The sequence below is a fragment of the Pseudarthrobacter oxydans genome (assembly GCF_030812335.1).
GTDB classification, from domain to species: domain Bacteria; phylum Actinomycetota; class Actinomycetes; order Actinomycetales; family Micrococcaceae; genus Arthrobacter; species Arthrobacter oxydans_B.
Genome location: NZ_JAUSSN010000003.1, coordinates 1 through 17,672 on the forward strand (window position 1 = coordinate 1; position 17,672 = coordinate 17,672).

General features: G+C 65.0%; 11 protein-coding genes, 1 tRNA gene and 1 pseudogene. 8 read left to right on the plus strand and 5 right to left on the minus strand.

Features of this window, described 5'->3' with window-relative positions:
• Positions 1-858 precede the first annotated feature (858 nt).
• The 3 genes from J2W14_RS05290 to J2W14_RS05300 form a co-directional block, all read right to left on the minus strand.
• Positions 859-999, minus strand: a complete 141-nt coding sequence (locus J2W14_RS05290) for a hypothetical protein (protein ID WP_307459469.1) — start codon at positions 997-999, stop codon at positions 859-861.
• An 81-nt stretch (positions 1,000-1,080) separates the two neighbouring features.
• Positions 1,081-1,686, minus strand: coding sequence for a cysteine hydrolase (locus J2W14_RS05295; protein ID WP_307459472.1), 606 nt, complete (start codon positions 1,684-1,686; stop codon positions 1,081-1,083).
• Positions 1,687-1,828: 142 nt separating this feature from the next.
• On the minus strand, positions 1,829-2,302 hold the full coding sequence (locus tag J2W14_RS05300) for a MarR family winged helix-turn-helix transcriptional regulator (protein WP_307460564.1): 474 nt from the start codon (positions 2,300-2,302) through the stop codon (positions 1,829-1,831).
• Between the two features lie 117 nt (positions 2,303-2,419).
• On the opposite strand from J2W14_RS05300, the gene bcp reads away from it, so the two are divergent.
• The 6 genes from bcp (at position 2,420) to J2W14_RS05330 (ending at position 10,989) form a co-directional block, all read left to right on the plus strand.
• Complete coding sequence (gene bcp, locus J2W14_RS05305; protein WP_307459475.1) at positions 2,420-2,893, plus strand: thioredoxin-dependent thiol peroxidase; 474 nt, start codon at positions 2,420-2,422, stop codon at positions 2,891-2,893.
• Positions 2,894-3,124: 231 nt separating this feature from the next.
• A tRNA-Leu gene (locus tag J2W14_RS05310) sits at positions 3,125-3,206 on the plus strand.
• A 230-nt stretch (positions 3,207-3,436) separates the two neighbouring features.
• Positions 3,437-4,111 (plus strand): fasciclin domain-containing protein, encoded by a 675-nt coding sequence (locus J2W14_RS05315; RefSeq protein ID WP_307459477.1) that lies wholly within the window; start codon positions 3,437-3,439, stop codon positions 4,109-4,111.
• A gap of 361 nt (positions 4,112-4,472) precedes the next feature.
• Positions 4,473-6,092, plus strand: a complete 1,620-nt coding sequence (locus tag J2W14_RS05320) for an ABC transporter substrate-binding protein (RefSeq protein ID WP_307460566.1) — start codon at positions 4,473-4,475, stop codon at positions 6,090-6,092.
• A gap of 79 nt (positions 6,093-6,171) precedes the next feature.
• A complete protein-coding gene (locus tag J2W14_RS05325) occupies positions 6,172-7,677 on the plus strand; it encodes a malate:quinone oxidoreductase (protein ID WP_307459480.1) in 1,506 nt (501 codons plus the stop codon).
• 69 nt (positions 7,678-7,746) lie between these two features.
• A complete protein-coding gene (locus tag J2W14_RS05330; protein WP_307460570.1) occupies positions 7,747-10,989 on the plus strand; it encodes an efflux RND transporter permease subunit in 3,243 nt (1,080 codons plus the stop codon).
• 279 nt (positions 10,990-11,268) lie between these two features.
• Here J2W14_RS05330 and J2W14_RS05335 read toward each other — a convergent pair.
• A pseudogene (locus J2W14_RS05335) lies at positions 11,269-11,763 on the minus strand (Pls/PosA family non-ribosomal peptide synthetase); the annotation flags it as partial.
• Between the two features lie 983 nt (positions 11,764-12,746).
• Positions 12,747-12,866 carry a ParA family protein gene (locus J2W14_RS05340; protein WP_307459482.1) on the minus strand — a complete coding sequence of 40 codons (120 nt, stop codon included), beginning with the start codon at positions 12,864-12,866 and terminating at the stop codon, positions 12,747-12,749.
• A 467-nt stretch (positions 12,867-13,333) separates the two neighbouring features.
• On the opposite strand from J2W14_RS05340, the gene sbnA reads away from it, so the two are divergent.
• A complete protein-coding gene (sbnA, locus tag J2W14_RS05345; RefSeq protein ID WP_307459484.1) occupies positions 13,334-14,410 on the plus strand; it encodes a 2,3-diaminopropionate biosynthesis protein SbnA in 1,077 nt (358 codons plus the stop codon).
• Positions 14,411-14,412: 2 nt separating this feature from the next.
• Positions 14,413-17,538 (plus strand): Pls/PosA family non-ribosomal peptide synthetase, encoded by a 3,126-nt coding sequence (locus J2W14_RS05350; RefSeq protein ID WP_307459487.1) that lies wholly within the window; start codon positions 14,413-14,415, stop codon positions 17,536-17,538.
• Positions 17,539-17,672: the final 134 nt, after the last annotated feature.

The window sequence follows — 17,672 nt, forward strand, 5'->3', positions numbered from 1 at the left end:
CGGCGAATTAGGGACTAAATTTGGAATGGACAAAAGCCTCACCACTTCACGACATTTCCGGCGCCGGCGGCATAACCATCAGCGAATGAGAACCCGAAGACTAATTCATAGAAATCCGCCGAAGATTGTGCACAACCCCCATGCCCCAGCTACCACTGGATGGTGGCGCTGCCTAGAGCCTAAAGTTCACCAAAAGTTCTGTCACGAGTGGCTAGTACCTGATTGTCTGTTCAATTCGTTACACCACTCCCGCGGCCCTACTTGGGTCCACGGGGCAGCCTACTCGGTCGGCAAGAAAGGGGACCTCCCGCCAATGGATGTCATCGAGGGTCAAGCCGGAGACTTGCCCTGCGCGCGCTCCAAGACGGGCCAGCATGAGGATGACCGCCATGCCGCGCCCGCCTGGCGGGCTTTCCAGGCTCCACTGCATCCTTCAAGGCCGCGACCAATGCCGCGACTTCGCTAACGGTGAGTCCCTGGGGCAGGACTGAACCCGCCGGGGCGAGAGGACATCGAAGGCACCCTCGCACGCCCAGCCATTGGCTGATGCCCATGTGAACAGGCCGCGCAACAGACTGCCCTGCAGTGGGCCGTCGAAGTGGAGCTTCAACCAGCTCCAGAAGGCATCCCCCGAACCCGCGGGCCTTGTCGATCAAACTGGTGCCAGGCTGGGCTTGTTCCATTTCGACGAAGCGCAGCCACTGCGCCAGGCACGCCTCGGCGGGCCGAGCCTGCGCGTGAATTAGCTGCGCGTGCACTACAGACGCGCGACAGAATCATATCCGCCCGAACGGACCGTGAGGATACTAATCGACCTCGTAACAAAGGTCCGATCCGGTACAGGGGAATTCAGCTGCGTCAGGATTCCCGCCGGGCCGCGGCGGCCAATTGAAAGTGGATAGGCAACGGCAGCTGGACCGGCGACACACCGACAGGCTCGTCAAGCAGCTCGTTGATCGAGGTCTGCCCTTCCAGTTCCACAGTCAAGTTCGAGTCCATGTCATGAGCCTATGCGCAACGGGCCCAGGGTCCGCTGAGGGACACGGCGGGGAAGAAAGCTGCTCCCCCGCCGTCAGGGGGCTAGCCCAGGGCGCTGACGAATTCCTCAGAATTCATGGGCGTGGAAAACATCGGGTAGTCGTAGGTGATGGCGTTCTGGTGCTCTTCAACGGACGTGGCCGCCACGCAGTCACTGAGGGTGATCACCTTGTAGCCATTCTCATACCCTGACCGCATGGTCGATTCCACGCAGCAGTTGGTCAGGAAGCCGCCGAGCGCAATCGTCGTGATTCCCTTGCTGCGCAAGATGAAGTCCAGATTCGTGCTGGCGAAGGTGTCCAGGCCCCGCTTGCCTTCGATCAGGATATCCCCCTCCGCCGGGGCCAGGTCGTCGATGATCTGGGCCCCCCAGGTTCCCTTAACGAACACCTTGCCGTCGACCACACCCTTGAGGATGCCGTACGGGTGCGGGCCGAGCTCGTTGTAGCCCTCCGCGAAGGTGATCGGTGCATGCATGATGGTGGCACCAGCGGCCCGCGCTGCCTCGACGATCCGGGCCGTGTTGGCCAGCATGTCAGTCTTTTCCATGACGGGCCGGACGGCGTCGTGCAGTCCCCCGCCCTCGGTCGCGAAGTCATTCTGGTATTCGATGAGTACAACGGCGGTGGTGGTCGGGTCGATCTGCACGAAAGCCTCCTGGTCGGTCCTGGGCCGCACCCGGTCGTGCGCGCCAGCCGCCGTCAGACTAACCCCGCCTCCCGCGCCCCACAAGGCCCAGGACGGTGACCGGAATGTTCCGCTGGTCGGCCCGCCGATCAGGTGCTCCGTATTAGTTGGCCTCGACCGGCAGGCTGGGTTCACCGGCGGGGACAATCGTCTTCACGTCAGTCGAGGAGATCCTGGTTGCCAGTTCCCTGACAACAGCCTGGAGTTCCTGCCGCAAGACATCGGGGTCGATGGAGGCGGCCGCGAGGACGGATCGTTCCATGTCCGCGGCTTCAGCAACTGCCTCGCGGCCCCGGTCGGTCAGGGACACGACATGGCTGCGGCGATCGGATGTGCTCCGCTGTCGGGAGATGTGGCCGTGGGCTTCCAACCGACTGAGGGTTTTGCCCATGGTCTGCGCCTGCACGCGCACCAATTGGGCAAGTTGCGCCTGGGTCATGGGTCCGTTGACGGAGAGCACTTCCATGGCGATGACCCCGGCATGGGTCAGGCCAATGGCCCCCAATTTTTCGTTCCAGGAGTGTTCAACAAGGCGTGCTGCCGTGGACAATAGGCGCCCAGTGGGCCAGCGATCCATATCAGGCATACCCAAGAGTATAGCGAGCATAGGATTCGGCGCTGCCACCGACGCTCATTAGGCTGGTATTTCGCCACCCTGGGACCACCCGGTGTCCACCCCGAGAAGGAGCACAACTTGTCTGAACGACTGATCCCCGGTGACACGGCGCCGGCATTCACGCTGCGGAACCCGGAAGGGCGGGACGTCTCCCTCGGAGACTTCCGCGGCCGGAGCACCGTCGTCTACTTCTACCCGGCTGCTTCCACCCCGGGGTGCACGAAGCAGGCCTGCGATTTCCGGGATTCCCTGGCGTCGCTGCAGCAGGCCGGCTACGAGGTGGTGGGAATTTCCCCCGACCCCGTGGACAAGCTCGCCAAGTTCGCAGCCACGGAAGGACTCACCTTCCCCCTGCTGTCCGACCCGGACCACACCGTCGCCGCGGCCTACGGGGCCTGGGGTGAGAAGAAGAACTACGGCAAGACCTATGAAGGACTGATCCGGTCCACGGTGGTCGTCGACCCCGACGGGCGGGTCGCCGTCGCGCAATATAACGTCCGAGCCACCGGGCATGTCGCCAAACTCCGCCGGGACCTCAAAATCGACGTGTAGACCCGCTCGTTTCGTTGCCCGGCGCCCATCAGCAAGGGTCAGCGGGGCCACCTTCACGGCGCCGCAGTTCCCGTGTGCCGCGTTCACCCGCTGCGGGTGATGCGGGCATTACCAGCGCGGACGCCCGTTCTTCGTAGTGCGCGGGCGGACGCTCCCTGTCCCGCGAAATGTACAATGGAGGCTGGCATCCGCCCTCGACGGTCTAACGACCCGACAGATGACGGGCGCCGCGCGCGAGTGGTGAAATTGGCAGACACGCAGGATTTAGGTTCCTGTGCCTTCGGGCGTGGGGGTTCAAATCCCCCCTTGCGCACACTAATGAGCCCCGGTCTTCGGACCGGGGCTCATTCCTTTTAAGCGCCTGATCGGCGGCTAAATCCTGCGCACAAAAAAGAAATTTCATCCTGCACCCATCCGTTTCCCCGGACCCCGCGAATACCCATTGAGACACCAACCAAGGGTCGGTGCCCAACAAGTCGGAAAAGGGCCAAAGCGGCAACAGTCGCCGCTGGCAATGATCGGCACAACAAAGGAGAACCCGAAATGCAGACCATCAAGCGCACGACTCTTTCCGTTGCAGGAATCGCTGCTGCAGCCATGCTCAGCCTCACGGCCTGTGGCGGAGCAGCCACCACGGCACCCGCCTCCTCGGCTCCCGCCGCCACGCCGATGGAATCAAGCATGGCACCGTCGCCGTCCACCAGCTCGGCAGCAGCCATGGACCCGGCGGCCAACCTCGTCGGGGCAGGCTGTGCAGGCTACGCCGCCCAGGTCCCCAGCGGCGCCGGCTCCGTCTCCGGAATGGCCCTCGACCCGGTAGCGGTCGCGGCGTCCAACAACCCGATCCTCACCACCCTGACCGCTGCCGTGTCCGGCAAGCTCAACCCGAAGGTTGACCTCGTGGACACCCTGAACGGCAGCGAGTTCACGGTCTTCGCACCGACGGATGACGCCTTCGCCAAGATCGACGCCGCCACCATCGAAACGCTGAAGACGGACGATGCCCTGCTCAGCAAGATCCTGACCTACCACGTTGTTCCGGGCAAGATCAGCCCGGACGAGATCGTCGGCACACACGCCACGGTCCAGGGTGGTTCCGTCACGGTCACCGGCACCAAGGACGCCCTCATGGTCGACGACGCCAACGTCGTCTGCGGCGGCGTCATGACCGCCAACGCCACTGTCTACATGGTCGACTCCGTCCTGATGCCCAAGTAGGCAGCACCAAGCACTCCTGCTGCGGTTCCAGCCTGACTCACTGGACCAACTGGGAGAATCGAAGGCCCGCACCCGTGGTGCGGGCCTTCGTTTGTCCTCCCGGGGCAACCTGCTGGTGGCGCCCGCGGACGGCTGGGCCGGGGCCCTGGCTGGCTCACAGCGAGCGTCCGGGCCGGTCTACTACAATGGCCGTGTTCCGCAGCCGGCGGTCCATCCAGTCCACCGAGGTGATACCCGAGTGCCCAAACGTACAGTGTCCAGCCGTACCGCGCGCCCCAGCAGTGCCAGTCCAGCGCGGACCAACGGAGCGCGGACCCGTGCAGCGCGCCGCTTCGCGGCCGGCGTCGGTGCGGTGCTGCTGATGCTGCCGCTCGCCGCCTGCACGGGCACCCCCGGACCGGGCCCCGTCTCGGCCTCCGCCGCGCCCAGCTCCACCGCCGCCGCGCCCAGCGCCGTGTTCACCTTCGGCACCGCCTCGCAGCCGCTCGGGCTGGATCCCGCCGTCGTTTCCGACATCGAGTCCTACCGGATCACCCGCCAGGTCCTGGAGGGACTCGTCGGTGTCGACCAGACCACCGGAGAGCCCACGCCGCTGCTGGCCACCGAGTGGACGTCCAGCGACGATGGCCGCGCCTACACCTTTAAGCTCCGGGAGCAGGTGACCTTCCAGGACGGCACCGCCTTCGACGCCGCGGCCGTCTGCAGCAACTTCAACCGCTGGTTCAACTTCCCCGACACGCTGCGCCAGCAGGCGCCGGGGACGACGTTCAAGGGCGTCTTCAAGGCCCACGCCGATCAGGCGTCGCTCTCCATCTACAAGGGCTGCACCGCCGTGGCGCCGGACAACGTGACGATCGAGCTGACCCAGCCCTTCACCGGGTTCCTGCAGGCCCTCACGCTTCCGGCCTTCGCCATCTCCTCGCCCCAGGCCCTCGCGGCCCGGAACGCCGACCAGCTGGACCAGAACCGTGACGGCCAGCCCGTCTCCGCCTACGGGCTCCACCCGGTGGGAACCGGCCCGTACGTCTTCAGCTCCTGGGACCCGGACAGCATCACGCTCGCCAGCAACAAGGACTACTGGGGGGACAAGGGCCAGATCGGCACGATCAACTTCGTCACCTACGATCACACCCAGACCCGGATGCAGGCCCTGCTCGACGGCAAGATCGACGCCTACGACGCCGTGACCGTTGGCAACTTCGACCAGCTCGTGAAGCGCGGCAAGCAGATCATCCAGCGGGATCCCTTCTCCGTCATGTACCTGGGCATGAACCAGGAGGTGCCCATCCTGCAGAACCTCAAGGTCCGCCAGGCCATCGAAATGGCCCTGGACAAGGACACCCTGATCCGCAGGTTCTTCATTGACAACACCGCACAGGCGACACAGTTCGTCCCGCCCAAGCTCAGCGGCTTCAACAACAATGCCCCGTCCCTGGGCCACAATCCGGCCAAGGCCAAGGAACTGCTCACCGAGGCCGGCTACCAGGGCGAGGAGCTGAAGTTCTACTATCCGCTGAACGTCACCCGGCCCTACCTCCCGACGCCGGAAAAGGTCTATGCGGAAATCAGCAAGCAGCTGACCGCCGTCGGGCTGAACATCAAGCCGGTGCCGGTCGAATGGTCCGAAGGCTACCTCCAGCAGGTCACTTCCCCCGGCGACCACGCCCTCCATCTGCTGGGCTGGAACGGCTCCTACTCCGACCCGGACAATTTCGTCGGGCCGCTCTTCGGCGAGAACACCGGCGAGTTCGGCTACCAGGACCCGCAGGTCTTTTCCAAGATCGCCCGGGCCCGCGGCCTGCCGGACGGCAAGGACCGGACGGAGCAGTACCAGACCATCAACGCGCAGATCGCCGCCACGGTACCTGCCGTGCCGATCGCCTACCCGATCTCTGCCCTGGCCCTGTCGGACCGTGTGCTGAAGTACCCGGCGTCGCCCGTTCTGAATGAAGTTTTCACGAAGGTGGAGCTAAAGCCTTGACGGACGGAGCCAATTTCAGTATGAAGCGGGTCCGGGGATATTCTGTGACAGCCAGACCCGCTGCTATCGGAGACTGATTGTGACTTTCATTTCCAAGACCCAACATGCCGACGTCGTCCTGATTGGCGGCGGCATCATGAGCGCCACGCTCGGTGCTTTCCTGAAGCAGCTTGAGCCGAACTGGACGATTTCCCTGTTCGAGAAGCTCGACGAGCCGGGTCTGGAGAGTTCCGGCCCCTGGAACAACGCCGGCACCGGACACGCCGCGCTGTGTGAGCTGAATTACTCCCCCGCAGCCAAAGACGGCTCGGTGGACCCCGCCAAGGCAATCCTCATCAACGAGCAGTTCCAGCTGTCCCGCCAGTTCTGGTCCCACCTCGTCACAAACGGCATGATCGGCTCCCCCAAGGGCTTCATCAACACCGTTCCGCACATGAGCTTTGTGATCGGCGAGGACAACACCAAGTTCCTGCGCACGCGCTACGAGGCGCTCAAGCCGAACCCGCTGTTCCGCTCGATGGAATACTCCGAGGACCACGCCCAGATCGCCAAGTGGGCCCCGCTGATCGTCAAGGGCCGCGACCCGAAGCAGCGGATCGCCGCCACCCGCGCCGCGGAAGGCACCGACGTCGACTTCGGGGCCCTGACGCGGGAGCTGACCACCTACCTCGGGAACAACGGCGTCGAGGTCAACTACGGCCACAACGTTTCCGGTATCAAGCGCGCGTCCGACGGCGGCTGGGACCTTTCGCTCAAGCACCCCCAGTCCGGCGAGCACGGCTCCATCCACGCGAAGTTCGTCTTTGTGGGCGCCGGCGGCGGAGCCCTGCACCTGCTGCAGGCCTCCGGGATTCCAGAAAGCAAGGGCTACGGCGGTTTCCCGGTCTCCGGCCAGTTCTTCCGCTGTACCGACGAGACGCTCGCGGTCCAGCACAGCGCCAAGGTCTACGGCCAGGCCTCCGTTGGCGCCCCGCCCATGTCCGTCCCGCACTTGGACACCCGCTTCGTCAACGGCAAGCGCTCCCTGCTGTTCGGCCCCTACGCCGGCTTCTCCACAAACTTCCTGAAGAACGGCTCCTACCTGGACCTGCCGCGTTCCATCCGACCCTCCAACATCATCCCGATGCTGGCGGTGGGCAAGGACAACATGGACCTCACCGCCTACCTCATCAAGGAAGTCGCCAAGCGGCATGGCGCCAAGGTCGAGGCCCTGCGCGAGTACTACCCCGCCGCCCAGGACGGCGACTGGGAACTCATCACCGCCGGCCAGCGTGTACAGATCATCAAGAAGGACCCGAAGAAGGGCGGCGTGCTGCAGTTCGGCACCGAAGTCATCGCCGGCCGCGACGGATCCATCGGCGCCCTGCTAGGCGCGTCCCCCGGCGCGTCCACGGCGGTGCCGATCATGATTGAACTGCTCCAGAAGTCCTTCCCGAAGCAGTTCAAGGGCTGGCAGCCCCGGTTCAAGGAGATGATGCCCGGCTATGGCATCAAGCTCAACGAGAACCCGGACCTTGCCGCCCAGCTCGAAGCCGACACGGCCAAGGCACTGCAGCTGGAACCGGTCAGCGCCAAGCGCAACTGACGCCCCTCCGGGTTGCGGCCGGTTTAATCCCTTGGAAGCATGTCCGTCAACCCATCAGGAGACCTTGAGATGTTCCGGCTCGCAAAGCTGTCACTGGCCAACCGGGCCCTGATCGCACTGGTGACCGTCTTCGCGTCGGTCTTCGGCGTGATCACGATGTCCTCGCTCAAGCAGGAGCTCATCCCGTCCATCGAGTTCCCGCAGATCACGGTCCTCACGTCGATGCCGGGCGCGTCCCCCGAAGTCGTGGACAAGCAGATCAGCAGCCCGCTGGAGACGGCGCTCAAGGGCGTGGAAGGCCTGGAGACGACGTCGTCCACCTCGCGCAACGGCGTCTCCCAGATCAGCATGGTGTTCACCTATGGTTCGAACCTGGACCGTGCCCGGAACCAGATCGACCGTGCCATCTCCAATGCCAAACGGTCGCTGCCGGACGACGTCCAGCCCCAGGCGATCGCCGGAAGCATCAGCGATTTCCCGATCGTGTTCCTCGCCGTCTCCTCGGACAAGCCGCTCAGTGAATTGAACGCCGATCTGGCCCGACTCACGGTCCCGCGGCTGCAGAAGCTCGACGGCGTCCGCGGCGCCGAGGTGACCGGCGGCGCCACGCAGCACATCAAGATCCTTCCCCGTCCCGAGGCCATGGCGGCCTCCGGCGCGGGCATCCAGTCGATCAGCGAGGCTCTCAGCAACAACGGGGCGCTTGTTCCGGCCGGCACCATCGAGGACCAGGGCAAGACGCTGTCGCTGCAGATCGGGAGCCCGGTCGATTCGCTCGACGCCATCAAGACGCTGCCGCTGGGCGGCACGAGGAACGCCGCGACCGTTGGCAGCGTGGCCGATGTCAGCATCGCCGAGGACGCGCGCACCTCGATCACCCGGACGAACGGCGAGGAAACCCTGGCCCTGTCCGTCACCAAGAAGCCCGAAGGTGACACCGTGGGCATCTCCAACGCGGTGAAGGACTCCATCCCCGAGCTGGAGGCCGAGCTCGGCTCCAATGCCCGGTTCACACCAATCTTCGACCAGGCGCCGTTCATCGAGAAGTCCATCAAGGACCTCACCACGGAGGGCCTGCTGGGGCTGGGCTTCGCCGTCGCGGTGATCCTGGTGTTCCTGATGTCCGTCCGCGCCACACTGGTCACGGCCGTCTCCATCCCGCTGTCCCTGCTGATCACCTTTATCGGGCTTTCGGCCACCGGCTACTCGCTGAACATCCTGACCCTCGGAGCGCTCACCATCGCGATCGGCCGGGTGGTGGACGACTCGATTGTGGTGATCGAGAACATCAAGCGGCACCTGAGCTATGGCGAGGCGAAGATCACCGCGATCCAGACCTCCATCCGGGAGGTCGCGGGTGCCATCACGGCATCGACCCTCACCACCGTGGCCGTCTTCCTGCCGATCGCCTTCGTGGCCGGCCTGGCCGGTGAGCTGTTCCGGCCGTTCGCGCTGACCGTCACCATTGCACTGCTGTCCTCGCTGCTGGTCTCCCTGACCATCGTGCCGGTGCTGGCGTACTGGTTCCTGCGGAACCCCGCCGACCAGGCGGGCACCGCTGTGGGATCCTCGTCCCGGGAGATCGCGGCGAAGGCCCACGAGGCGGAGCAGCGCACCGTCCTGCAGCGCGGCTACCTCCCGGTCCTGACCAAGACGCAGAAGCACCCGGTGGTGACCCTGATCGCGGCCGTCCTGGTCCTGGGCGGCACCGCCGCCATGACCCCGCTGCTGGCGACCGATCTGCTGGGCAACTCCGGGGAAAACAGCATGACCGTCCGGCAGGCGCTCCCCGCCGGCACCAGCCTGGCCGAGGCCAACGCCTCGGCCGTCAAGGTCGAGGAAGTCCTGCGGGAGATCGACGGCGTCAAGGACGTCCAGGTCACCACCGGCAACGCCCAGACCGGCTTCTCCGCGCTGCTGTCGGCCGGGGCCTCGAACTCCAGCTTCACCGTGGTGACGGAGGAAAAGGCGAACCAGAAAAAACTCAAGGACACCGTCCGCAGTGAGCTTTCCGGCATCCCTGAGGCCGGCAAGCTCACGGTCGGCTCGCAGCAGGGCGGCTTCGGCACGTCCTCGACCGTGGACATCACCCTCAAAGCTGCCACCACCGCGGATCTCCGGACCGCGAGCGATGCCATGGTCCAGGCCATGGACGGCGTCCCCGGCTCCTCCGAGGTGGCCACCAACCTGGCCGCCAGCCAGCCCGTGGTGCAGGTCAAAGTGGACCGGGCGAAAGCCGTCGCCGCGGGCCTGAGCGAGGAACAGGTGGCCGGAGTGCTCGCCTCGACCATCAGCCCCATCCCGGCCGGAACCGTGCGGATCGACACCGACGACTACCCGGTCCGCATCGGCGAAGGCACCCGCTTCACCAGCATCGACGCCGTCCGCCAGACCCCGCTGCCGACGGCGGCCGGTCCCGTGCCGCTGGTGAGCATTGCCTCCGTGGAACAGGTCGACGTCCCCGTCTCCATCACCGCCAGCAACGGCCAGCGGACCGCGCGCGTGTCCATCACGCCGTCGGGCGCCAACCTCGGGGCGGTCAGCACCGAGGTGCAGGCCCGGCTCAAGACCGTCCAGCTGCCGCCCGGCGTCACGGCAGAGATCGGCGGCGCCACGACCCAGCAGGCGGAATCCTTCGCCCAGCTCGGCCTCGCCCTGCTCGCCGCCATTGCGATCGTCTACGTGATCATGGTGGCCGCGTTCAAGTCGCTGATCCAGCCGCTGATCCTGCTCGTCTCGGTGCCGTTTGCGGCCACGGGTGCCATCGGGCTGCTGCTCATCACCGGCGTGCCGCTGGGCCTGCCGTCACTGATTGGCATGCTGATGCTGGTGGGCATCGTGGTGACGAACGCGATTGTGCTCATCGACCTCATCAACCAGTACCGCCAGCCGCAGAACGGCGAACCCGGGATGAGCGTGGCGGACGCGATCACCCACGGCGCCCGCCAGCGCCTCCGGCCGATCCTTATGACCGCGCTGGCCACCGTCTTCGCGCTGACACCGATGGCCCTGGGCCTGACCGGCGGCGGGGGCTTCATCTCGCAGCCGCTCGCCATCGTGGTGATCGGCGGCCTGATTTCCTCCACCGCGCTCACCCTGGTGCTGGTGCCGGTGCTGTACCGCCTCGTCGAGGGACGGCGCGAGCGGAGAACCCTGGCCAAGGCCGGGCCGCGTGCCGGTACGGGTGCGGATGACGCGGCGGGTGCGGCCCGTTCCCGTGGCCGGGGCCGCCGGGCCGCCCCCGGGGCCGTCCCCGACGACTTTCCGGATGACGTACCCGACGACGCACGGGTCCCCTCGGGCTCGCATTAGCGACCGCCGGTCCGCGGCACCCGTCAGATCCGGACCGCCCTGCGGCGGCGCGGGGCGTGGGTGCTGTGGGCCGCCCGCGCCGGCGTCAGCGGCCTGCTGACCCCTGCCGTCAATGCCCGGTGGCGGGGGCCGCTGGGGAGAGGGGCCGGGCGCTGGCCACCCTGCGGGGAGATGATCTCGCGCCGGGTTGCCGACGTACGTCGCGTTGTACGGGACGTCCTCGCCTTTCATCAGGAACGCGTCAGCCTCGACGGTCGAGCCGTCGCCCATCGTCACGCCGTAGTGGACGAAGGCTTCCACGCCCACCGTGCAGCGGTCGCCGAGGACAATCCGGCCGGATTTGAAGGTTCCGTCTTCCAGGGAATGGCCCTGGATGAGCGATCCCTCGTTGAGTGCGCAGTCATCACCGATGGTCACGAGTGTTTTTTCTATTATGCCGGCGCCGGGGTAGTAGAGCCGCTTGCCGACTTTGACGCCCAACATTCTCCAGAACATCGACTTAAACGGTGTTCCTCCCAAGGGCGCACCGGTCAACAGTGTCCAGAGCCGTTTGTGCTGCCAGAAATATCCCAGCCGGCCCACGTCGGACCGGACCGGGCCGTCGATCGGCACCATCACCTTGGTACCGAGCAGGCAGTTCTCCCCCACGTGGGCTCCGATCGGGAAGTTGATGTTGTTCCCGAGGACGTTGCGGCCGGCGACGCTGCCACGTGAAAGGCGGAACGAAGCACTGGTGAATTCGGCGTTCACCATGTTCAGACCGTCAGAGGCCATGGTTCCCGATCCGACGTTGCTCAGGAACGGTGACTCGTGGCCCACGGCCGGACCGAAGTTTGATCCCGTCTGCACCACCTTGCCGATGTCCGCATCACTTTGATGGCGGCAAGGTATGTGCCCACCGGGTAGTTTGTGGATTGGGGTCGGAACGCCGGGTTACCTGTCTCGCTGAATAACGTGGCTCTATGTAGGAGTGCAGTTCGTCACGGGGCGCAATTTCAATTTTCGATGAGAAGGGCGCCATGCTTTTCTTGCTCCTTGGGGCGACCCGGCCCTGGTCCCCTGGCAGCGGCCACAGGGTTCACGTCGGCCTGGCGTAATTCAGAACGCGTAGTGTCAGCGGCAGAAGTCGGAGGAACCGCCTCCGGGGCTCTGGAGGTCAAGACGTCGACGACGTCTTGACGTTGGCGCATGGACAGATGATTCTCTCTCAACTGCCATCACTTAGCTGCGTCCACGTAGCGAGCGTGGGAAACGAACTTCTCGGATAGGACCACCGCTCCCCTAATGTTCATTTTTCAAGGGGGATTTGCTGCTTATTGAGTCCTGCATCGCGGTTCTAAGCGGCAAATGCGGAGCACGGGCGTCTGTTTCATATTCGGATTCCAACTCACCGATCTGGAATTGTGCTCAGGGGTGAACTGGTTACATTGATGATGATGCCAAGACATTCCAGGGCAGGGTTAAGATGTGGCAGGGACTGCATTTTTTTGACGGTTTTAAGGAACTCTGTCACTCCCTTCGCGGAGAAAGCTGCTGGTTCCGTTACTGCAACTACCCGATCCGCGAGGTCAATCCATTGAGCGTTAGCCTTCCCAACGCCGGCGGGAGGTCAATAAGGATCTGGTCGTAGTCTTTCAGTTCCTCCGCACGTGGTCGAAGTAATGGCCTGGCCGAGGGTTCCTGCCTCACCAACGTAGAGAACGTCGAAGACATTGAACTCCCCCCCTCCAGGGCATCAGTTGCATTTGCTTGGGGAGCTAGGCTAGATCGCCGACCAGGACCTTCTTCCCGATCAAGCGAAGCCCAGTGGCCAGCCCGAGGATGACAGACGTCTTCCCCACGCCGCCCTTTCGATTACCTATGGCGGTTACTCTCACGATGCTCCTGATGCTTATGGTTCCATCAAGATGTAACCGTTACTGCTTCTCCCGGTTTAGCGCTGGTAGGGCTCACAGAGAAGGCGGGCGGCAGACTGGGAGGTTCGCCATCTGAGGACGAGGAGCGGGCGCCAACACTAAGTATCATCGGGGCCGCGAGTGCGGGGAAGCAGGTACTCGGGGGGTTGGATACAGGTACTCGATGTCATTGCGGTTGGCCACGAAACTTGGCTACTGTCGAATCAGAGGTTTGAAGCCTCCACTGCATTTCGGAGTATCCGCGGTGGGGAAGCCAGGTATTGCTGCTGGGGGAAATAGCGGCGGCCGCAGTATTACGCTTGCTCCGCTCTGCGCGGCATTTCTTGAAAAGTAGAAGGGTCCGGACGAAAAACGCCACCCTTCACACACAAGCTGGCAGGAGCCTTCCCCAACCCTGACCACGCTCATAGCAGGGAACGAGGGAGATCATGCCGATTATCAGGGATCCGCACCTGTTTAACGAGCAGAGCCTGTTCGTCGACCTGGAGGGGGTGCTGGGCTGCCGCCTCTTTCTGAAGATTGAGGGGTTCAATTTGGCGGGCTCAATCAAGCTAAAGCCCGCGCGGGAGATGGTCGAGCGCGCCGAGCGGGAGGGGTTGATCGGCCCTGGCTCCATCCTCGTGGAGTCCTCATCGGGCAACCTCGGCGTCGCGCTCAGCATGATCGCTGCCAGCAAGGGGTACCGCTTCGTGTGTGTGATCGATCCGCGCTGTAACCCGCCAACCCGGCAACTCATGGAGTCGCTCGGGGCACAGGTGGACCTGGTCACCGAACCGGATCCCGTCGACGGCTTCCTCGGAGCCCGGCTCAACCACGTGCGGGACCTGTGTGCGTCCGACGAGCGGTACATCTGGCTCAACCAGTACACCAATCCCGGCAATTGGGGAGCGCACTACCGCTGGACTGCCCCCGAGATCTCCAATCAGTTCCCCGACCTGGACGTGCTGTTCGTGGGAGCAGGGACAACGGGGACCTTGATGGGTTGCGCGCGGTACTTCCGTGAGCACCGGCCGGATGTCCGGATTGTCGCGGTCGATGCCGCAGGATCGGTCTCGTTCGGCGGCCAGCCCGCCACCCGCCTGATCCCGGGACTCGGCATGAGCGTGCGGCCGCCGCAGCTCGACGAGGCCTTGATCGATGACGTGGTGATGGTCGAAGAACTGGACACGGTGCGCGCCTGCCACCGCCTCGCCGCTGCCGGCTTCACGCTCGGTGGCTCCACCGGGACCGTGGTCCACGGCGCCGCGTCTTGGCTCACCGAACACGACGCCCAGGACCTGACGGCGGTTGCCATTTCCCCGGACATGGGCCGACCCTACCTGGACACTGTCTACAACCCTGACTGGGTGCACGATCATTTCGGCGCCGAAGCGCTGGCAACCGCCGACGTTTTGGCAGGGGCTCCGGGCCGACGGTCCGAGCCGGTGCCGGAGCCACAGCACCCGGCACGTGAAGCGGTGGCCGGTTACGCCGCCACCGCCGCCTCAGGGAATTTCCGGCAGTGAAAATGCGTCTCGATAACCTGCAGGGCGCTCCGCGTTCCACACCTTCTATCGATCTCCCCATTCCTGATGCAACCGCGGCTCCGGCCGGGAACGGCCCTCCGGCCGCTCCGGCCACGGGTACTGCCGTTGCCTTGGAGCGCCGGCTGGCGGATCTTCTGGCGTCGGTGGTACAGAAGGACGACGTCCCCGTGGACGCCAACTTCTTCTACGACCTGGGCGCGGATTCGTTGCTGATGGCACAGTTCTGCGCCCGCGTGCGCAAGCAGCCGGACTTGCCAGCGGTTTCCATCAAGGACATCTACCAGAATCCAACGATCTCGGCGCTGGCCGCGGCGCTGGCACCGGCGGAAGTGGCGTCGGTGACGGTTCAGATCCAGGTGCAGGACCGGTTGGCAGAGGTGCTGTCCGGCGTGCTGGACATTGAGCATGTGCCAGTGGACGCCGACTTCTTCCAGGAGCTGGGCGCGGACTCGCTGGTCATGGCGCAGTTCTGCGCCCGCGTGCGCAAGCAGCCGGACCTGCCTGCCGTGTCCATCAAGGACATCTACCAGAACCCAACAATCTCCGCGCTGGCCGCGGCCCTGGCACCGGCGGAGGAGGCGGCGGCGACGGTTCAGGTGCAGGAGCGGCTGGCCGAGGTGCTCGCCGACGTACTCGGCATGCAACAGGTCCCGATGGACGCCGACTTCTTCCAGGAGCTGGGCGCGGACTCGCTGGTCATGGCGAAGTTCTGCGCCAGGGTGCGCAAGCAGCCGGATCTGCCCCAAATGTCCATGAAGGAGATCTACAGCAACCCGAATATCTCCGCTCTGGCAGCGGCCCTGCAGGTTCCCCCGGAGCAGGAAAAGGAGGCGGAGCCGTCGCCAACCATGGCCTCCGTGCCGGAGACGCCGCCGCCCATGGACGCGCGGACGTGGGAGTATATCGCCTGTGGCGCCCTGCAGGTGCTCGTCTACATCGGCTACTGCCTGCTTGCGGGCCTCATCATGGTCGTGGGTTACCAGTGGTTGTTCCCGGCCGCGGGGCCTGGCAACCACCACTGGGTGAGCCATGGGACGCCCTTCTGGGAGCTCTACCTGCGAGCGATCGCCTATGGCGCTGCGGCGTTCGTGCTGCTGTGCATCCTGCCGGTAGCCGGCAAGTGGATTTTAATCGGGCGCTTCCGGCCCCGGGAGATCCGCATCTGGAGTCTGGCCTACTTCCGCTTCTGGCTGGTGAAGACGTTGATGCGCACTTCTCCCCTCTCGTTGATGACCGGTTCACCGCTTACGACCTTCTACCTGAGGGCCATGGGCGCGAAGGTCGGCCGCAACGTGATGATCATGACGAATCGGTTGCCGATCTGCACCGACCTGCTGACGATCGGTGAGGGGACGGTAATCCGCAAGGACGTCATGCTCAACGGCTACCGCGCCCATGGCGGCGTCATCCAGGTGGGCGGGGTCACGCTGGGCAAGGAAGTGACCGTCGGCGAGGGCAGCGTCCTGGACATCAACACGTCGATGGGCGACCGCTCGCAGCTGGGCCACCGGTCCACTCTCTACACCGGCCAAGCAGTGCCCGTGGGCGAGCGGTGGCACGGTTCGCCGGGCAGACCCGGGGGTGCGGACTACGCAACGGTCGCGCCGACGCCCTACCGGCCGTGGCGCCGGGGCTGGTTCGCCGTTTCCCAGCTCCTGAGCACGATCGGATTGGGCCGCATCATGTGGTCGCTCGCGATCGCGCTGCTCATCCTGTCGAACCCGAACGTCGCGGCCCTTCTGGAGCCACAGGAGCTGGCGTTGACCGACTGGGTCTTCTATGCCGACGCCGCCGTCTACGCCGGCCTGGCCGTCTTCGGCGGAACTATCGTTGCGTTGGCCCTCGTCACGACACTGCCGGCGCTACTCCAACTCGCGTTGAAGCCCGAGACGGTGTATCCGCTGTTCGGGCTGCGTGATGCGGCGGCACGGGCGGTGGCAAAGATGACCAACAGTCCCATGCTCGGGATGTTGTTCGGCGACAGCTCCTACGTCGTGAACTACGTCCGGGCCATCGGGTACAAGCAGCCGCAGGTCCAACAGTCCGGCTCGAATTTCGGCACGGGGTTCAAGCACGACAACCCGTTCCTTTCGACCATCGGCACCGGCACGATGATTGCTGACGGGGTGTCCTTCATGAACACCGACTATTCGGCTACGTCGTTCAAGCTCAGCGAGGTCGCGATCGGTGCTCACAACTATCTGGGCAACGCCGTTCTCTACCCCGCCGAAACCAGGGCCGGGGACAATTGCCTGCTCGCGACCAAGGTCATGGTCCCCATCGACGGGCCGGTGCGCCACGACGTGGGCCTGCTCGGATCGCCGGCGTTCGAGATCCCCCGCTCCGTGCTGCGGGACACCCGACCCGAGGAGCACAGGGGCCGTGCCCGGTTCCGCCGGGACCTGGCGGCCAAGAACGGCCACAACCTGCGCACCATTGCCCTGTGGATGCTGGCGCGGTGGTTCAACGCCTCGGTGGCCCTCGTCGCGATGTTCGCCGGCGTCGAACTGTCCGACCAATTCGGATTCCTCGCAATCAGCGCGTCGTTCGTCGTGATGCTCCTGCTCGGCGTGCTGATCCCCGTCGGCATCCAGCACCTGGCAACAGGGTTCCGGAAGCTCCGGCCTCAGTTGTGCTCCATCTACGACCCTTACTTCTGGTGGCACGAGCGGTACTGGAAGCTGCAGGCCCAGAGCAGGTACTTGGCGCTCTTCAACGGAACGCCGTTCAAGCCACTGATCTGGCGGTTGTTGGGCGTGCGGATGGGCTCCCGGGTCTTCGACGACGGCTGCGGGATCATCGAGCGGACCCTGGTGACGGTCGGCTCCCGCTGCACGCTGAACAACGGCACGACGATCCAGTCCCATTCCCAAGAGGACGGGATGTTTAAGTGCGACTACAACGTCGTCGGGAACGACGTCACGCTCGGCGTCGCCGCCTTTGTCCACTATGGCGTCACTGTTGAAGACGGCGCCGTTGTCGCCGCCGACTCCTTCGTTATGAAGGGGACGACTCTCCCTCGGGGAACGCTGTGGGGTGGTAACCCGGCCGAAGAGGTCCGAGCCCCCTCCACGTCCCCCGTCGCGCTGGAAAGGCCCGTGTCATGACAACCACGTCTGCGCTGACCTGCCGAACCGTCGCCGACCACTCGTCGGGCCCGGGCAACGACCGGACCGCCCCCGCGGGTGCCGCGCCGACGGCGGTTCCCAGATGGACACAGGACCGCCGGCCGGGCCAGGGA

What these genes read in the sequence shown, in the direction of transcription:
- J2W14_RS05300 (WP_307460564.1), bottom strand. Translation starts at nt 2,302, where the DNA reads ATGGATCGCTGGCCCACTGGGCGCCTATTGTCCACGGCAGCACGCCTT.
- J2W14_RS05290 (WP_307459469.1), bottom strand. Translation starts at nt 999, where the DNA reads ATGGACTCGAACTTGACTGTGGAACTGGAAGGGCAGACCTCGATCAAC.
- J2W14_RS05350 (WP_307459487.1), top strand. Translation starts at nt 14,413, where the DNA reads ATGCGTCTCGATAACCTGCAGGGCGCTCCGCGTTCCACACCTTCTATC.
- J2W14_RS05330 (WP_307460570.1), top strand. Translation starts at nt 7,747, where the DNA reads ATGTTCCGGCTCGCAAAGCTGTCACTGGCCAACCGGGCCCTGATCGCA.
- sbnA (WP_307459484.1), top strand. Translation starts at nt 13,334, where the DNA reads ATGCCGATTATCAGGGATCCGCACCTGTTTAACGAGCAGAGCCTGTTC.
- J2W14_RS05315 (WP_307459477.1), top strand. Translation starts at nt 3,437, where the DNA reads ATGCAGACCATCAAGCGCACGACTCTTTCCGTTGCAGGAATCGCTGCT.
- J2W14_RS05320 (WP_307460566.1), top strand. Translation starts at nt 4,473, where the DNA reads ATGCTGCCGCTCGCCGCCTGCACGGGCACCCCCGGACCGGGCCCCGTC.